This window comes from Plantactinospora sp. ZYX-F-223 (genome assembly GCF_039649625.1).
In the GTDB taxonomy this organism is placed as follows: Bacteria; Actinomycetota; Actinomycetes; order Mycobacteriales; family Micromonosporaceae; genus Plantactinospora.
Map to the genome: position 1 here is coordinate 1 of NZ_JBDJAV010000032.1, position 15,508 is coordinate 15,508.

Sequence of the window (15,508 nt, forward strand, 5' to 3'; positions counted from 1 at the left end):
GTGCGCCCACCACCGCGCTCCACAGGTCCGTATCCGCCATGGCACCCGCCAGCAACAGCAGCAACAGCGAGGTTGCACCGTGGGCCCCGGCGCAGCCCTGACGGCAGCAGGTTGGCCGGTTTCTCCGGCACCGCCAACGCACCAGCCGCGGACCGATCTCCCACGTCCGCGTCCCCCGCGCGCCGTACCGGCGCGGCGGCTGCGGCACGTCGCCCTCGGCCGGCCGACACCTCCGCGAGTACCCGCGCGACCTCATCCCGGTCCGGTGACCCGCTGAGCCATCGTCCTGTTCGCGCCGCCTCCCCCACGACCTCCTCCACGGCCCACTCCGCGTCGTGAGCGAACAGGGGAAATCGATTCTCACTCACGTTCGAACGCTGAGGCCAGCGAGGTACGGCGCCTCCCGCAACGCTGGTTGTGACAGCGATCGTTGATTGGCCGGCCCCGCGCTCTTGAGCGACAGCAGCGTCCTGATCTGCGAAGGTTCGTTGGCCATCGGCGCGAGGGTTGTTGGCCGTACGCGTCTGGGCGGGTGGCCTGGATGTGTGACGCTCACGATCCCGCGGTGGGCCTGCCATGTCTGATAGACCGGCACGGATCTCCGGTGCGGCTATGCCGGCAGCGAGGGTGGTGTCGTCGTCGTGCGGCGTCTCTCGTTTGTGTATGAATGGTCCGAATCTCGACGATGTGCAGAGCCAACTGCTGTTGGAGGCGGGCTGGTCCAGGCGGTGGACGACCGCACTCCTGGTTGTCCCGCCGATCAGCCCGATGTCGGTGACAGAGCGTGTTGCCGCCGCGACGATCCTGCTGGGACGGCGACTGGCGACCACGGTCGCGCGATCCGACCAGGGCGGAGTTGCGGTGACCCCCGATCCGGGAGTTGCCGGTGGTCGAGGCCGACCGTCCGGTGCGACTCCGGCCAGCCGCAAGGCACACAAAACGCCCGCCGGATGGCACACGACCAGCGCGGATTGTGAAAAGGACCATCGAAAGCGTCCACCCTCTACCCGGGCCTCTATCCTTCCTGCTCCCGGGCCCTTACCCTCATTGACCTGGGAGAAGGAGCTGAGAGAGCATGAACGGAAGCAGAACCCGAACACGCCGGCGGCGGCTGCTGGCGTTCGTGGTCGCCGGCGCGGCCACGGTAGCCGGGCTGGCGGTCGCGTCGCCGACCTACGCCGCCGAGGCGCCCGACAACACCTGCCCGCAAGTGGAGATCATCGGCGCCCGGGGCAGCCTCCAACCTCCCGGCCTCGGCATCATCCTCACGCCGCTGGCCCAGCAGATCACGCAGCAGTTGCCGCAAACCGTCCGTGCCACCGCACTGAACTACCCGGCAACATTGTTCAACTACGCCGCCAGCGTCCGGCAGGGCGTCGCCGAGATCCAGCGGGTCATGGCGGCCACCGCCGCGCAGTGCGCCGACACCCGCTTCGTCCTGATGGGCTACTCGCAGGGCGCCAACGTGATGGGCGATGCGCTGGTCGGCGGCGGTTTCGGTGGCAGCTCGGCACTCACCGCCGACCTCGCCTCCCGGATCTCCTCCGTGCTGCTCTTCGGCGACCCGACGTTCACCGCTGGCGAGTCGTTCAACGTCACCGATGGCCAGGCCTCCGGCATCTTCCCCCGCAGAGCAGGCCAGCTGAACGCGTTCGCCGACCGGATCCAGTCCTACTGCAACGCCAACGACCGGTTCTGCCAGAACGGGACCAGCCTCGCCGCGCACCTGGACTATCGGAGCTTCCTGGGCCAGGCCACCGAGTTCGTCGCAGACCAGGCGGGCGCCGACTTCGGCGGTTGACCCTGCTGGTGGTCGCGGCCCGGATGATCCACCGGCGGTACGTCGAGGTGGCCCCACCACGGTGAACCCCTCGTCACGCGCCGAAGAGCGGGTACGTGATCTTGGAATGGCCGGGCGACCTAGCCTGGGCCGTGACCCGAGATTGCCAGGCGACCTGATTAGGGGCTTGTATCTCAAGCCGCTTGAGATCGCATAGTGGGCGTCGTGGACATGAACGAGCTGTACGCCATCGGGGATGTCGCCCGGCGGACCGGCCTGAGCGTCAGCGCCGTCCGGTACTACGCGGACGCCGGTGTCGTCACGCCGGCCGCCAGCACCCCGGCCGGCCACCGCCGGTACGACGTGTCGGCCATCGCCCGGCTGGAACTGGTCAGGACGCTACGGGAACTCGACGCCAGCCTGGACGAGATCAGGCGGATGCTGGCCGGCGAGGCGACGCTGCGCGAGTTGGCCACCACCCACCTGGCCCTGCTGGACCGGCAGGAGGCACGGCTGCGCAGCCGTCGCGCGGTGCTGTCGGCCATCCTGCGGCAGGACTCCACGGCCGAGCAGGTCACGCTGATGCACAAGCTGGCCGGCATGCCGGACGAGGAGCGCGACCGGCTGATCGACGAGTTCTGGACCGAGGTCTCCACCGGCTGGGAGCCGCCGGAGCGGATGGTCGAGTGGTGGCGGGCGGCCCGGCCTGAGCTGCCCGAGCATCCCACCGCGGCGCAGCTGGAGGCGTGGATCGAGCTGGCCGAGCTGGTCCGGGACACCGAGGTCCGGCAGGCCCTGCGCCGTGAGCTGTACGAGGTGTGCACCACCGGGGCCGGGCCGCTGATGACCTCGTCGCCGATGCTGGACGCCCTGGAGGCGGCCACGCCGATCGGCCAGGCGGTGATGGACGCGGCGCGGGAGCGGGTGCCGCCGGACTCGCTGCGGGGGCGGGAGATCGCCGACCGGTGGATCGGGTGGCTGACCGGCATCTTCGCGACACCGGACAGCCCCGGGATTCCGGACACACCCGAGTTCCGGATCCAGGCGGCCGACCACATGCTGGCGGGCGCGGAGTGGGATCGCACGCCGCCGGAGCCGGAGGGACCGTTCGACCGGTACATGGCGCTGGTCACCGCCGTGAGCAACCTGCCGCCGGAGCGGTTCCCGTTCGAGTGGCTGGCCGCGGCACTGCGCGCGTCCGCCGTACCGGCTCCCTGATTAGCGATACGCGGCTCGGCCGGTTGGCCTACCTAGTCAACGTGGCGCATCGGGCGGACTTTCTGCGCATCGCAGAAGTGACCGGCGAGCATGAGGGCGCTTCGGATCCATCCCTGCTGAATCCGATACAGGGCTTGACTTGAACGACAGGCAGGGCGGCGATTGTGAATGCGAGACAGGGTGTCGGTCAGTGGAACTCGGCTGCGTGATCGGCGGCCCATCGTGCGAAGGTACCGGCTGGTCGCCCGGTGAGGCGTTCGACGTGATCGGTGATGAGGTTCGACTCGGGTCGGTGCAGCGAAGCGGAGATCAACGCTTCCACGAGTGCCGTGGGACGGCCGTCCGCGAGCATGTGTGCTTGCGCGAGCTCGGTGGGAACCGCGTCGAAGCATAGGCGGCGTCCGAGCGCGGACCCGAGTTGAGCGACCTGGTCGGCGCGGTTGAGGAGTTCTGGTCCGGTCAGCAGGTGCGGGCCGTGATCCAGTTGCGTCTGGGGCGCGAGAAGGACGGCGGCGGCCGCGGCCGCGACGTCCCGCTCGTCGACGACAGCTGTGCGCGGAAAGTCGGGGCCTGCGACAACGTCGCCTGCCCGCAGCTGCGCGGCCCAGCCCCGGGCGTTGTGGGGCTTTCCCTACCGGAAGTCGCAGCGGCCATGGCGCCAACGAAGACGGCGGCACAGGCGGTCGTCCGGGCGAAGATCGCCGCGCTCGAGAGCGAGGTCGGCCGTACACAGCAGGCCATCGTGTTTCTCCAGCACACTGTCGAGTGCCGGCATCGCTACCTCGACGACTGCCCGGAATGCGCCACGTTCGTCCGCGAGCCCTGACCAGCGCAGGTCTTCTGCAAAGCCGGCGCCACTCGTTCCCTCTTCTCACGCCGGTCAGCACGGCTCGGCGCATGATCACGTGCGCGGATCGGCCGCGGAGCACGCGCGGCGGCCGGCTGTGCACGGGTCACAGAGCGTGGCGGCGTAGGGCTGGCGCGCGGCGTCCGATCATGCCGACGGGCGGACATGCTGCGCCGTCTCTGAGGAGGTTTAGGGGCGTGCGTCGAATTGGATCCGGGCTTCGAAGACGCGGTCCATGTGCGTCTCCGCCCAGTTCTTGATCGCGATCATGACCGGGAACAGTTCATGGCCGAGCGGGGTGAGCGCGTAGTCGACACGGACCGGCACCGAGGCAGTGACTGTGCGGGTGACCAGGCCGTCGCGTTCCAGCGTCCGCAGGGTCTGGGTGAGCATCTTCTGGCTGACGCCGGCGATGCGGTTGGCGAGCTCGCCGTGCCGCTGCGGGCCGCCGGCGAGCGCTGGGATCACCAGGGCGACCCATTTGTCGGTGAGCCTGCTCAGCAGCTCACGGGTCGGGCAACCTTCCAGGAACGCGTCGTAGTCCCGTTTGGCCTGTTCGCGGCGCTGTGCCGCGGTCGTCGTCGCCATCCTGCCCTCCGCCCGGTGCCCTAGGCACTTCACGGTACCTACTTTCTCACAGTGCCGGTGATTCGTACGGTCATGGTGATCACGAGGTCTCACGAAGGAGACGGCGATGCGAGCAGTCAGCTATGCACAGTTCGGAGGGCCGGAGGTCCTGCACGTGGCCGACGTGCCGGTGCCCGAGCCGGGGCAAGGGCAGGTGCGGGTGCGGGTCGCGGCGTCAGTTGTACATCCGGTCGATCTGATGGTCCGCTCCGGCCGATTCCCGGCCCCGTTACCGACCGGTCTGCCGTACACGCCTGGCTGGGACGTTGCCGGCAGCGTCGACGCGGTCGGCCCATCGGTCGAGGAGCTCACGATCGGCGACGAGGTCATCGGCTTCTCGCCGTGGCTACAAACCACGGTCGGTGCCCACGCGGAGTACGTAGTCCTCGACGCCGCCTGGCTGACCTCCGCGCCTGCCGGCGTCCCCGCCACCGAGGCGGCGACCCTGCCGACCAACGGCCTCGCCGCCGCCCAGGCCCTCGACCTGCTAGCGCTCCCGGCGGGTTCGACCCTGCTCGTCACCGGCGCCGCCGGGCAGGTCGGCGGGTTCGTTCTGGCGCTGGCCCGGGCGACCGGTCTGCACGCCACGGGACTCGCCGGGGCCGACGACCGCGAGTTCGTCGAGTCGCTAGGCGCGGCGTTCCTGTCACGCGCCGACGATCCGACGGGGACGTTCGACGCGGTCATCGACCTGGCGGTGATCGGCCCCTCGCTGCTGGACCTCATCCGGGACAGCGGCGGCTACGTGGCCGCGTCACCCCCGCTTCGCCCGGAGCCGGTGCGGGGAATCCGGACCTTCGCGCTGGAGGTGCTACCGGACGGATCCCGGCTGGGCGAACTGGTCAAACTCGTCACCAGCGGCGACATCCCGCTCCGGGTCGCTGACGTGTACCCCTTCGCCGACGCCGCAGCCGCCCACGACCGGCTGGCCCAAGGCGGCGTCCGCGGCGGCGTGGTGATCGTCCCATGACCCCCAGCCAAACCTCTGTGCCGTCACGATCAACCGACGAGCCCCACGGTGAGTACGCCGCTCCCGCCACGCCTGCTGCACGGCGTGGCGTGGTATGGCGTGGTGTGGTGCGAGCACCTTCACCTGATCGACCGTGAAACACCTCTACTGAGCACATGAAAGCCGTCGCCGGGGTGGACGTTTGCCAGCAGCCTTTGCGCGGCCCGCGCGTCCGAACCCTGACCGGCATCGACGATCAGGCCGCTGTCGAACTCAGGGGAGCCCGTCCGGATCTGCCGCTGTCCGAGCGTTATGGCCACTCCGGCGGCGCGTTCGATTCGATCAGCTCACCGCAGGCCCGTCGAGATCGCCGACCTCCGTGGAGCCCGGCGCGACGTGGACGCGGTAGCCCCACCGCCGTAAGACCTGGGCAATCTTCGCGGCGCCGCCTGGGTTCGCGGAGTGGACATTGATGACGTCGATGTCGAAGGGGCGCTTCTCGAAGGCGGCCGCGGTGATCATGCACCGGGACCCTCATGATCCGCCATCCGGATCTAATGAGTTCTGGGAGTGAGCCATCCGGCAAACTCCTGGTGGGTAGGTAGCCGCCAGCCGGTGAGCACTCGTGCTTCCTGGACGTGGAGTCCTGACCAATCGGCTCGTCTACTTCAACGTGCCGGACGCCAGGCCAGCGCCTCGCCACACGTCACTCTCACGCGGACGGGACACACGCCCCGGACCGTTACCACCAGCCCGCAAGATGCCCACCGCAGACCAAGATGCGATCACCGCACCTGACAACTACGGACCATCGGATGTCTTGCTGCTGCCGCGTTGTGGCGATAGTGCCGGAGGCGTCCGGGTCACCCGCCGGTGCCGGGCTAACCGGGCCGGCAGTCGGCCAGCCGGTTACGCGGACAAGATCACAGGCTTAAAGCCAGTCCTAGGTTGTTGCCAAAGCTTTGCAACTCTGCCACCGTGATCAGCCAAGGGTGTTGCTGACCTGGCACTGCCCGAGCCAGCCGGCTCTGTCAGGTCGTCGGCGCCCGGTCCCAGGCTGTCCGGCGCCGGTGTCGACCACCGTGGCCGGTCGGCCGGTGCGTCCACGTCCGACCTCCGTGGGAGACCTCCGTGATCCGGATCCGTCCGACCGTCCGACGACTGGCGGCGGTGGCCGCCGCCGGTGGCCTGCTCGCCCTCGCGTCCTGCTCGTCATCGACGACGCCCGGCGCGCTCGCGGCCGGTGACACCTTCGTGGTCGCCACCGCCGGTGAACCGGACACGTTGAACCCGGTGCTCAACTACGGTGTCGACGGGGCGTCGCTGATCTTCGACGGGCTGGTCGCCCGGGACGCGCAGAACCGGCTGGTGCCGGGCCTCGCGGCGGAACTGCCGACGGTCTCGGCGGACGGCCGGACGGTGACGGCCAAGCTGCGTGACGGGGTGGTGTTCCACGACGGTACGGCGCTCACCGCCGCCGACGTGGTCTTCACCTACCGGACCGTGCTGGACCCGAAGGTCGACTCGACGCTCCGTTCCGACCTGGAGATGCTGGAGTCGGTCGAGGCACCGGACCCGGACACGGTGGTGTTCCGGCTCCGGTACGCGTACGCGCCGTTCCTGCAACGACTCGCCCTCGGCATCGTACCGGCCAGGGCACTGAGCGGGCAGGACGTCGACAGGGCCGAGTTCAACCGCAGGCCGGTCGGCACCGGCCCGTACCAGATGGAGTCCTGGACCCCCGGTGACCGGCTGGTGCTCACCGCCAACGACCGGTACTTCGACGGCCGGCCGACGAACCGGCGGCTGGTGGTGGCGTTCGTCGCCGACGACAACATCCGGGCCCAGCGGATGCGGGCCGGCGAGTTCGACGTCGCCGAGCTGGCCCCGAAGCTCGCCGCCGGGTTCGACGGCCGCGCCGGCTACCGGGTCGAGCGGGTGCCGACGGCCGACTACCGGGGCGTGATGCTGCCGATGGGCAACCCGGTCACCGCCGACCCGGCGATCCGCCGGGCGCTCAACCTCGCCGTCGACCGGGCCGCGATGGTCGCCGGGGTACTCGGCGGCGCCGGTGAACCGGCCTACGGCCCCGTCCCACCCACGTCGGAATATGCCGAACCGGCCGTCACCGGCAAGCCGACCGCTGATCCGGTTGCCGCCACCGCGCTGCTCGACGCGGCCGGCTGGAGGGCCGGTGCGGGCGGCATCCGGGCCAGGGACGGCCGCCCGGCCCGGTTCACCCTGATGTACCCGGCCAGCGACAGCCTGCGCAAGGAACTGGCGCTGGCGGTGACCGCCGACGCCAAGAAGGTCGGCATCGAGATCACCCCCGAGGGGCTGACCTGGGACGCGATCGACCCGCGGCTCAACTCGGACGCCCTGATCATGGGCTACGGCACCCCGTACGACCCGGACTTCGTCTCCTACAAACTGTTCGGGTCCCGGTTCGCCGGGCAGGGCTACTTCAACCCGGGACACTACAAGTCCACCGTGGTGGACCAGGCGTTGCAGCAGGGCCGGGACCAGTCCGACCCGGCCCAGCGCAAGGCGGCGTACTCGACGTTCCAGAAGCAGCTCGCCGCGGACGTCCCGTGGGTGTACCTCAGCTATCTCCAGCACACCTACGTGCTGCGGGACTCGATCGACGGCGTGGTGCCCCGGGTGGAGCCGCACGAGCACGACGTGGCGAACAGCCTCTGGTGGAACATCAACACCTGGACCCGGCGGTGACCCGGCAACCGACCCGGTGCCGGCTTGCCGGGGCGGGTGCCGTGGTCCGGCGCCGGTTGCTGGTCGCGGTACCGGTGCTCGTCGCCACCAGCATCGGCATGTTCGCGCTCGGCGCGGCCTCCCCGGTCGACCCCGCCAAGCAGTACGCCGGGTCAGCGGCGTTCACCACCACCGAGGAGAACCTGGCGCAGCTCCGGGCCAACTGGGGCGTCGACGCCCCGCTGCCGGTGCAGTACCTGCGCTGGGTCGGCAACCTGCTCCGGGGCGACCTGGGCTGGTCGACGAGCCGGCACGAGGCGGTCGGCTCGGTCATCGCGGCCCGGGCCGGCTGGACGCTGCTGCTGGTCGGTGCGGCGCTCGGCGTCGTACTCGTGGCGAGCCTGCTGCTCGGATCGCTGGCCGCGTACCGGCGCGGTGGGCTCTTCGACCGCGGCCTGCGGGCGGCCGCGTACGCCGTCGGGTCGATGCCGGTGTTCTGGCTCGGCCTGGCCGCGATCGCCCTCTTCGCCCTCGCCCTGGGCTGGTTGCCGGCCGGCGGCCTGACCGACGTGACCGCGACCGGCACCTCGTGGACCGACGTCGCCCACCACCTCGTGCTGCCGATCGGCGCCCTCGCGGTCTCCCAGCTCCCGTGGTTCGTGCTCTTCGTCCGGGACGCGGTCGCCGAGAGCCTCCGCGACGACCATGTGCTCGCCGCCCGGGCCCGGGGACTGCCCGGCCGGACGGTGCTGTTCGGGCACGCGCTACGGACCGCGTTGCTGCCGTTCCTCACCCTGGTCGGCACGCACCTGCCGGAACTCGTCGGCGGTGCGGTACTGGTCGAGACTGTCTTCTCGCTGCCCGGACTCGGCGCGGTCACCGTGCAGGCCGCGCTGGGCAGCGACTTCCCGCTGCTGGCCGCGATCACCCTGCTGACCACCGCCGTGGTGCTGGCCGCGAACCTCGCCGCCGACCTCGGCTACGCCGCCGCCGATCCCCGGGTGCGCCTCGATGGCTGAGCTGACCCGTGCCCGTTTCGGGCTCGCCGGCCGGCGGTCCCGGCTACGGCTGCGTCCCGGCCAGACCGGTGCGGCCGTGGCCGGCACGGTGCTCGTGCTGGCGATCGCCGCCTGCCTGCTCGCACCCCTGCTCTGGCCGCTCGACCAGAGCGCCGTCGCCCTGGACCGTACCCGGCTGGCCCCGTCCTGGACCCATCCGGCCGGCACCGACGACCTCGGCCGCGACGTCGCGCACCGCGCTCTCTACGGGCTGCGGGTCTCGCTGCTGGTCGGCGCGGTCGCCGCGCTGGTCGCCACCGTGATCGGCGGGATCGTCGGTGGGATCGCCGGCACCGTCGGCGGCCGCGTCGACCGGGTACTGATGCGGATCGTGGACACCGTCGCGGCCCTGCCACACCTGCTGCTGGGCATCTTCATCGTCGCGATGCTCCGCCCCAGCCTGGGCGCGGTGATCGCCTCGATCGGGCTCACCCACTGGCTCTCCACCGCCCGGATCGTCCGGTCCGAACTGCTGAGCCTCCGTACCCGGCCGTTCGTGGACGCGGCGATCACCGGGGGTGCGAGCCGGGGCCGGGTGCTGACCCGACACCTGCTGCCGCACGTGCTGCCCCGGCTGGCCCTGGCAATCACGCTGATGATCCCGCACGCCGTCTGGCACGAGACCGCGCTCTCCTTTCTCGGGCTCGGCCTGCCACCGCACCTCGCCTCGCTCGGCAACATGATCAACGACGGCCAGGGATCGCTGCTGGCCGGCGCCTGGTGGGCCAGCCTCGCCCCCGGAGCGGTCATCGTCGTGGTCACCCTGGCCATCGCCGTACTCGCCGCTCGTTGGCGGGACCGGCTCGATCCCCGCGTCCGAGCGGAGTTGCAGCTGTGAAGATCGATCAGAGCATCACCGCCACGCAGACCAAGCCGCCCGCCGACGCCACACGCTTCGCCGGTACCGGGCCGGTGCTCGATGTCGAGGGGCTCACCGTCCGGTTCCGGCTCCGGGACGCGACCGTGCACGCCGTCACCGACCTCACCCTCCGGGTCCACCCCGGCGAGCTGCTGGCCGTCGTCGGCGAGTCCGGCTGCGGCAAGTCCGTGCTCGCCCACGCCCTGCTCGGGCTGCTGCCCCGGAACGCCACCGTCACCGGCCAGGCCCGGCTGCGCCAGCCCGGCGGCGACCCGAGCGGCCCGATCGACCTGGTCGGCTGCGGCGAACGGGTACTCGCCGGACGGGTCCGGGGCCGGCTGGCCGGTCTGGTGCCGCAGAGCCCGGCCACCGCCCTCAACCCGGTGCGTACCGGCCGGCGGCTGATCGAGGAGACGCTCCGGGCCCACCGGCACAGTCGGGCCGAAGCCGCCGGAGCGGCCGAACGTGTCGCCGCCGAGGTCGGCCTCGACATCGCCGACCTGGACCGCTACCCGCACGAACTCTCCGGCGGCATGGCGCAACGCCTGGTCACCGCGCTCGCCCTCGTCCCGGACCCGACCCTGCTGATCGCCGACGAACCCACCAGCGGGCTGGACCGGCCCCTGGTTGACCACACCCTCGACCTGCTGCGCCGCAGGTGCGACAGCGGACAATCCGTCGTGCTGATCACCCACGACCTGGCCGCCGCCGAGCGGGTCGCCGACACCGTCGCGGTGATGTACGCCAGCCGGATCGTCGAACACCTGCCGGCCGGGCGGTTCTTCGCGGCACCCGCCCACCCGTACGGTGTCGCCCTGCTCGACGCGCTGCCGGATCGCGCCTTCCGGGCCGTACCCGGACATCCGCCGATGCTCACCGCCCTGCCGGACGGCTGCGCCTTCGCCGCTCGCTGCCCGTACGCCACCGACGCCTGCCAGCGGCAACCCGGGTTGACGGCGTACGACGCCGGGGCGGTCGCCTGCCACCACCCGCTCTCCGCCGGAGCTCCGTCGTGACCACCGCACCCGCACCCGTACCCGTACCCGCGCAACTCGCCGCGCACGAGGTCACCGCGAGCTACCGGCGGCAGGTGGTGCTCGACCGGGTCAGCCTGTGGATCGACCGAGCTGAGACGGTCGGGCTGCGCGGGCCGTCCGGCGGTGGCAAATCCACCCTGGTCCGGGTACTCGCCCTGCTGCACCGGCCGGATCGTGGACGGGTGACGGTCGACGGCACGCCGGTCACCGGCACCCGGTACGCCGTGCCGGTCGCCGTGCGTACCCGGATCGCCGTGCTCTTCCAGAGCCCGCGCGCCGCCGCCGACCCACGGCTGAGCCTGACCGACCTGATCGCCGAACCGCTCCGGGCCACCCGGCATCCCGACGACGAGATCCGCCGGCGGGTCGCCGAACTCGCCGACCTCGTCGGACTCACCCCCGACCTGCTCGGCCGGCGCCCGCACGCGGTCAGCGACGGGCAGCTCCAGCGCGCCTGCCTCGCCCGCGCCCTCACCCACCGCCCCGACTATCTGCTCTGCGACGAGGCCACCGCCATGCTGGACGCCTCCACCCAGGCACACGTCGCCGCCGTGATCACCGACTACCAGCGGACCCACCGGGCCGGGGTCCTGCTCGTCACACACGACCCGGCGCTGATGAGCCGCTGGGCGGATCGGGTCGTCGAGCTTCCGACGGCGGCGGCCGGAGCCGGCGGGGCGGGGAGGTCCGCCGGCTAGCTGGGGCGGCAGCGGGCAGCATCGACCGGCCCGCAGCAGGTGGTGTGCCCGGTCGGCCATGATGGTGGCTGATGGCCCGGCTGACGCAGATCCATTCGATACCGGCGGAACCACAGTCCGTGGCGTGCGAGACGATCGTCCGGCTCCCGCACCCACGGCTGCGGCACCATGTGCTCGGCTATGCGGGATTCCGGGCCGGAGCGCGGGTCCGGATTCCGCACCGGCTGCTGCCGTTGAGCTACGCCATCCTGTTGGTCGACTTCGCGGAGCCGTACGCCCTGGTCACCGGGGCGCGCCGCACGGCGACGGTGGCCGGGCGGACCGACTGGGCGTACGGGGTGAGCGTCGGGATGACGCCGGCCGGGGTGTCGGCGCTGCTCGGCGTACCGATGCCGGAGCTGGCCGAGGCCACGGTACCGCTGTCGGAGCTGGTCGGCCGGCGCGCCGCCGGGTTGGCCGAGCGGCTGGGCGCGGCACCGGACTGGCCGAGCCGGTTCGCACTCCTCGACCAGGTGCTCACCGGCTGGCTGGCCGGTGCACCGCCCGGGCCGGCGGGCGGGTTGGTCACCGCAGCCTGGTGGCGGCTCTCGCACAGCCCCGAGCGGCTCCGGATCGGCGCGCTGGCCGACCGGCTCGGAGTCAGCCGCCGTTATCTCGAACTCGGCTTCCGCCGCCAGATCGGCCTGTCACCGGCTGCCGTGGCCCGGACCGCTCGGTTCCAACACGCGATCGGGCTCCTCGTCGAGGGTGCGGACCTGGCGGGAACGGCGGCCATCACCGGGTACGCCGACCAGCCGCACTTCACCCGCGAGGTACGCGCGCTCTCCGGCCTCACCCCGACCGCGCTGTGCGCATTTCTTCAAGACCACGCACCTGGATCCGGATAGCGTCCCGACCCATGAGACTGGACGGCAGGACGGCACTGGTCACCGGCGGTTCCCGGGGCATCGGCCGGGCGATCGTGCAACGGCTCGCCGAGGCCGGTGCCCGGGTGGTCTTCACCTACCGGAGCGACCAGGCGGCGGCCGACGACCTCGTCTCCCGGTACGGCGACGTGGTTGCCGTCCGCGCGGACCAGGCGGACCCGGCCAGCCTCGGGTCGATGTTCGTTCCGGTCCGCGATGGCCTGGACATCCTGGTCAACAACGCTGCGATCGTCGCTTCGACGCCGATCGCCGGGATCACGGCCGAGGAGTTCGACCGGGTGATGGCGGTCAACGCGAAGTTTCCGCTGCTGGCGATGCGCGAGGCGGCCACGGTGCTGCGGGACGGCGGCCGGATCGTCAACATCTCCACCCTGAACACCGTGCTGCCGGCACCGGGGCTCGCCCTCTACTGCGCCAGCAAGGCGGCGCTCGAACAGTTCACGGCGGTGGCCGCCCGGGAACTCGGCCCCCGGGGCATCACCGTCAACACCGTCTCGCCCGGCGCCACCGACACCGACATGCTCCGGGCGTCGAACCCGGCCGAGGCGCTGACCCGGACCGCGACCCTCACCGCGCTGGGCCGGCTCGGGCAACCGGAGGACATCGCCGCCGTCGTCGCGTACCTCGCCGGACCGGACGCGCAGTGGATCACCGGGCAGAACATCCGCGCGACCGGCGGCCTGCTGGTCTGAGACCGGCTCTGGCGTGGCCGCGCCAGCTCAGACCCGGTCGAGGGGGCGGTGCGGCTCGGGCGGCAGCTCGACGCTGATCTCGTCGCCGGGGCGGATCTCGCCGCCCTCGCGTACCACGCCCATGATGCCGGCGAGCCGGACCAGGTTGCCGGCCTCGTCACGGTGGACGACCCGCTTGAGCAGCCCGGGCTGGAAGTTGTCGATCTGCGCGCACGGGTTGCGCAGCCCGGTCACCTCGACCACGGCCGCGTCACCGAGCCGGAGCAGCGTGCCGACCGGCAACCCGAGTAGGTCCACGCCCCGGGTGGTGACGTTCTCGCCCATCTCGCCGGCCGCCACCTCGTGGCCCGCTTCGCGCAACTCGTCGTGCAGCTCGGAGTGGATCAGGTGTACCTGCCGAGGTTCGGCTGGGTCGGATCCTGCGCCACCCGGGAGCGGTGCTTGACGGCGACGCCGAGGTGGGTGTCCCTCGTCCCCGGACACCGCCATCCGGGCGGCGGCGTATATGCCGGCTGAGCGTGATACCACCATGTCATCACGATGACTCCGTGGTATCACCCGCAAAACTCTGGTGCCGGCCGTTGCCGGCCGGTCCGCCGCCGGACACGACGCACCGCGTCGCGAGCATTCGACGGGGCGCAGTGCTTTGCGCCTTTCACCCGTTTGGACAAGGTACGTGAACATCGGGGTTAGGATGACCGCGTACTGGCGGACTCCCTGATGCCGGCCTCCGGCACCCCTCGCCCGAGCCATGGCGGGATCCGAGGTTGTCGTCATCAGGACGGATCCCCATGCGGCGCCTCTTCCGATTCCGAACGGCGCCGACCAGCGCCGGAACCGATCGCGCGAGCCCGTTCGAACTCTTCTTCGACCTCGTCTTCGTCTTCGCGCTCACCCAGATCATCGCCTTCATGGGACATCCGCCCAGCTTCACCAGCATGGCGCGGGGAGCGGTGCTCCTGCTGTTGCTGTGGTTTTCGTGGGGGGCGTACATCTGGCTGAGCAACCAGGCCCGAGCCGACGTCGGGCTGATCCGGGCCGGCACGCTGCTGGCAATGGCCGCCCTGTTCGTGGCCGCGCTGGTGATCCCGGACGCGTGGCGCACCGAGGCCGGGTCGATGCGGGCACCGCTGATCCTGGTGATGGCCTACGTGACGCTCCGGGCGGTGCACCTCGGCCTCTACTACCGGGTCGCCGCACACGACCCGGCGGTACGTACCGGACTGCGGGTGCTCGCGATCCCGATCGTCCTCGCCTGGATCCCGCTCGTCCTCGGCGCGCTGTACGGCGGGACCGCCCAGACCCTGCTCTGGGCGGTGTCGTTGCTGGTCGACATCGGTGGCCAACGGCTCTCGCTCGCCGCCTTCGGGGGCTGGCAGCTACGCAATCCCGTTCACTTCAGCGAGCGGCACAACCTGGCGTTGATCATCGCGCTCGGCGAGTCGCTGATCTCCGTCGGCACCGGGGCCGGGACGGCGGTCACGCACCCGCCGGTGCTGGCGGCCGCCCTGCTGGCTCTGCTCGCGACGGTCTGCCTGTGGCGGTTGTACTTCGAGAACGTCGGGCCGGCTGCGGCCCGTGCCCTGGCCGGGGCCCCGCCGCCCGAGCGCGACCGGATCGCCGCCGATGGGTACGGTCTGGCCTACCTGCTGATGATCACCGGAATCATCTACTCGGCGCTCGGGATCGAACAGGTCGTCGCGACGCTGGCGGAGGACCGCTCCGGCGGGTTCGCCGGTGAACCCCTGGACTGGCCGTCGGTCATCGCCCTCTACGGTGGTGCGGCCATCTACCTCGCGGGCCGGCCTCCGTTCCTCTGGGTCGCCGTCCGGTCGGCGCCCCGGGCGCAACTCGGCGCGGTCGGCGTGGCGCTGCTGCTGTTGCCGGCGGGAAGGCACCTGCCCGCGCTGGCCGCGTTCGGCCTGATCGTGGCGTTGCTGGTCGTGGTGACCGGTTACGAACGCGCGTTCTGGCGGCCGGCACCGGAGTCGTGACGTGGATCCCCAGCCCGACACGCTGCTGGCGGTGCTTTGCTGCCGTTCGCCCGTTTGATTGAAGTACGTCATTTCGCGGGTTACCATGACCGGGTAAGTGGTGGCTTACCCGGA

At 71.3% G+C, this 15,508-nt stretch carries 14 protein-coding genes and 1 pseudogene; 12 read left to right on the plus strand and 3 right to left on the minus strand.

Annotated elements, in window-relative coordinates:
• Nucleotides 1–1,075 precede the first annotated feature (1,075 nt).
• The 3 genes from AAH979_RS28545 to AAH979_RS28555 all read left to right on the plus strand — a co-directional run bounded on the left by AAH979_RS28545 (nucleotide 1,076) and on the right by AAH979_RS28555 (nucleotide 3,824).
• Nucleotides 1,076–1,801 (plus strand): cutinase family protein, encoded by a 726-nt coding sequence (locus tag AAH979_RS28545; RefSeq protein WP_346261216.1) that lies wholly within the window; start codon nucleotides 1,076–1,078, stop codon nucleotides 1,799–1,801.
• A gap of 204 nt (nucleotides 1,802–2,005) precedes the next feature.
• Nucleotides 2,006–2,998: a MerR family transcriptional regulator gene (locus AAH979_RS28550; RefSeq protein WP_346261217.1), complete on the plus strand. Its 993-nt coding sequence runs from the start codon at nucleotides 2,006–2,008 to the stop codon at nucleotides 2,996–2,998.
• Between the two features lie 418 nt (nucleotides 2,999–3,416).
• A complete protein-coding gene (locus tag AAH979_RS28555; RefSeq protein WP_346261218.1) occupies nucleotides 3,417–3,824 on the plus strand; it encodes a hypothetical protein in 408 nt (135 codons plus the stop codon).
• Nucleotides 3,825–4,034: 210 nt separating this feature from the next.
• Here AAH979_RS28555 and AAH979_RS28560 read toward each other — a convergent pair whose 3' ends face one another.
• Complete coding sequence (locus AAH979_RS28560; RefSeq protein ID WP_346261219.1) at nucleotides 4,035–4,433, minus strand: helix-turn-helix domain-containing protein; 399 nt, start codon at nucleotides 4,431–4,433, stop codon at nucleotides 4,035–4,037.
• 106 nt (nucleotides 4,434–4,539) lie between these two features.
• On the opposite strand from AAH979_RS28560, the gene AAH979_RS28565 reads away from it, so the two are divergent.
• Entirely contained in the window at nucleotides 4,540–5,442 is a 903-nt protein-coding gene (locus AAH979_RS28565) for an NADP-dependent oxidoreductase (protein WP_346261220.1), read from the plus strand.
• Nucleotides 5,443–5,763: 321 nt separating this feature from the next.
• Here AAH979_RS28565 and AAH979_RS28570 read toward each other — a convergent pair.
• A pseudogene (locus AAH979_RS28570) lies at nucleotides 5,764–5,943 on the minus strand (hypothetical protein); the annotation flags it as partial.
• 609 nt (nucleotides 5,944–6,552) lie between these two features.
• Here AAH979_RS28570 and AAH979_RS28575 point away from each other — a divergent pair.
• The 7 genes from AAH979_RS28575 (at nucleotide 6,553) to AAH979_RS28605 (ending at nucleotide 13,400) form a co-directional block, all read left to right on the plus strand.
• Entirely contained in the window at nucleotides 6,553–8,151 is a 1,599-nt protein-coding gene (locus AAH979_RS28575; protein WP_346261221.1) for an ABC transporter substrate-binding protein, read from the plus strand.
• Nucleotides 8,121–9,149: an ABC transporter permease gene (locus AAH979_RS28580; protein WP_346261222.1), complete on the plus strand. Its 1,029-nt coding sequence runs from the start codon at nucleotides 8,121–8,123 to the stop codon at nucleotides 9,147–9,149. The genes AAH979_RS28575 and AAH979_RS28580 overlap by 31 nt, the downstream gene beginning before the upstream one ends.
• Nucleotides 9,142–10,026: an ABC transporter permease gene (locus tag AAH979_RS28585; RefSeq protein WP_346261223.1), complete on the plus strand. Its 885-nt coding sequence runs from the start codon at nucleotides 9,142–9,144 to the stop codon at nucleotides 10,024–10,026. Before AAH979_RS28580 ends, AAH979_RS28585 begins: the two co-directional genes overlap by 8 nt.
• A complete protein-coding gene (locus tag AAH979_RS28590) occupies nucleotides 10,023–11,063 on the plus strand; it encodes an ABC transporter ATP-binding protein (RefSeq protein WP_346261224.1) in 1,041 nt (346 codons plus the stop codon). The genes AAH979_RS28585 and AAH979_RS28590 overlap by 4 nt, the downstream gene beginning before the upstream one ends.
• On the plus strand, nucleotides 11,060–11,782 hold the full coding sequence (locus AAH979_RS28595) for an ATP-binding cassette domain-containing protein (protein WP_346261225.1): 723 nt from the start codon (nucleotides 11,060–11,062) through the stop codon (nucleotides 11,780–11,782). Before AAH979_RS28590 ends, AAH979_RS28595 begins: the two co-directional genes overlap by 4 nt.
• A 71-nt stretch (nucleotides 11,783–11,853) precedes the next feature.
• Nucleotides 11,854–12,669, plus strand: coding sequence for a helix-turn-helix domain-containing protein (locus tag AAH979_RS28600; RefSeq protein ID WP_346261226.1), 816 nt, complete (start codon nucleotides 11,854–11,856; stop codon nucleotides 12,667–12,669).
• 11 nt (nucleotides 12,670–12,680) lie between these two features.
• Nucleotides 12,681–13,400, plus strand: coding sequence for an SDR family oxidoreductase (locus AAH979_RS28605; protein ID WP_346261227.1), 720 nt, complete (start codon nucleotides 12,681–12,683; stop codon nucleotides 13,398–13,400).
• A 27-nt stretch (nucleotides 13,401–13,427) separates the two neighbouring features.
• Here AAH979_RS28605 and AAH979_RS28610 read toward each other — a convergent pair whose 3' ends face one another.
• A complete protein-coding gene (locus AAH979_RS28610; protein ID WP_346261228.1) occupies nucleotides 13,428–13,760 on the minus strand; it encodes an MOSC domain-containing protein in 333 nt (110 codons plus the stop codon).
• A 431-nt stretch (nucleotides 13,761–14,191) separates the two neighbouring features.
• On the opposite strand from AAH979_RS28610, the gene AAH979_RS28615 reads away from it, so the two are divergent.
• The gene (locus AAH979_RS28615) at nucleotides 14,192–15,394 is read left to right on the plus strand and encodes a low temperature requirement protein A (RefSeq protein ID WP_346261229.1); all 1,203 of its coding nucleotides are present in this window, start codon (nucleotides 14,192–14,194) and stop codon (nucleotides 15,392–15,394) included.
• Nucleotides 15,395–15,508: the final 114 nt, after the last annotated feature.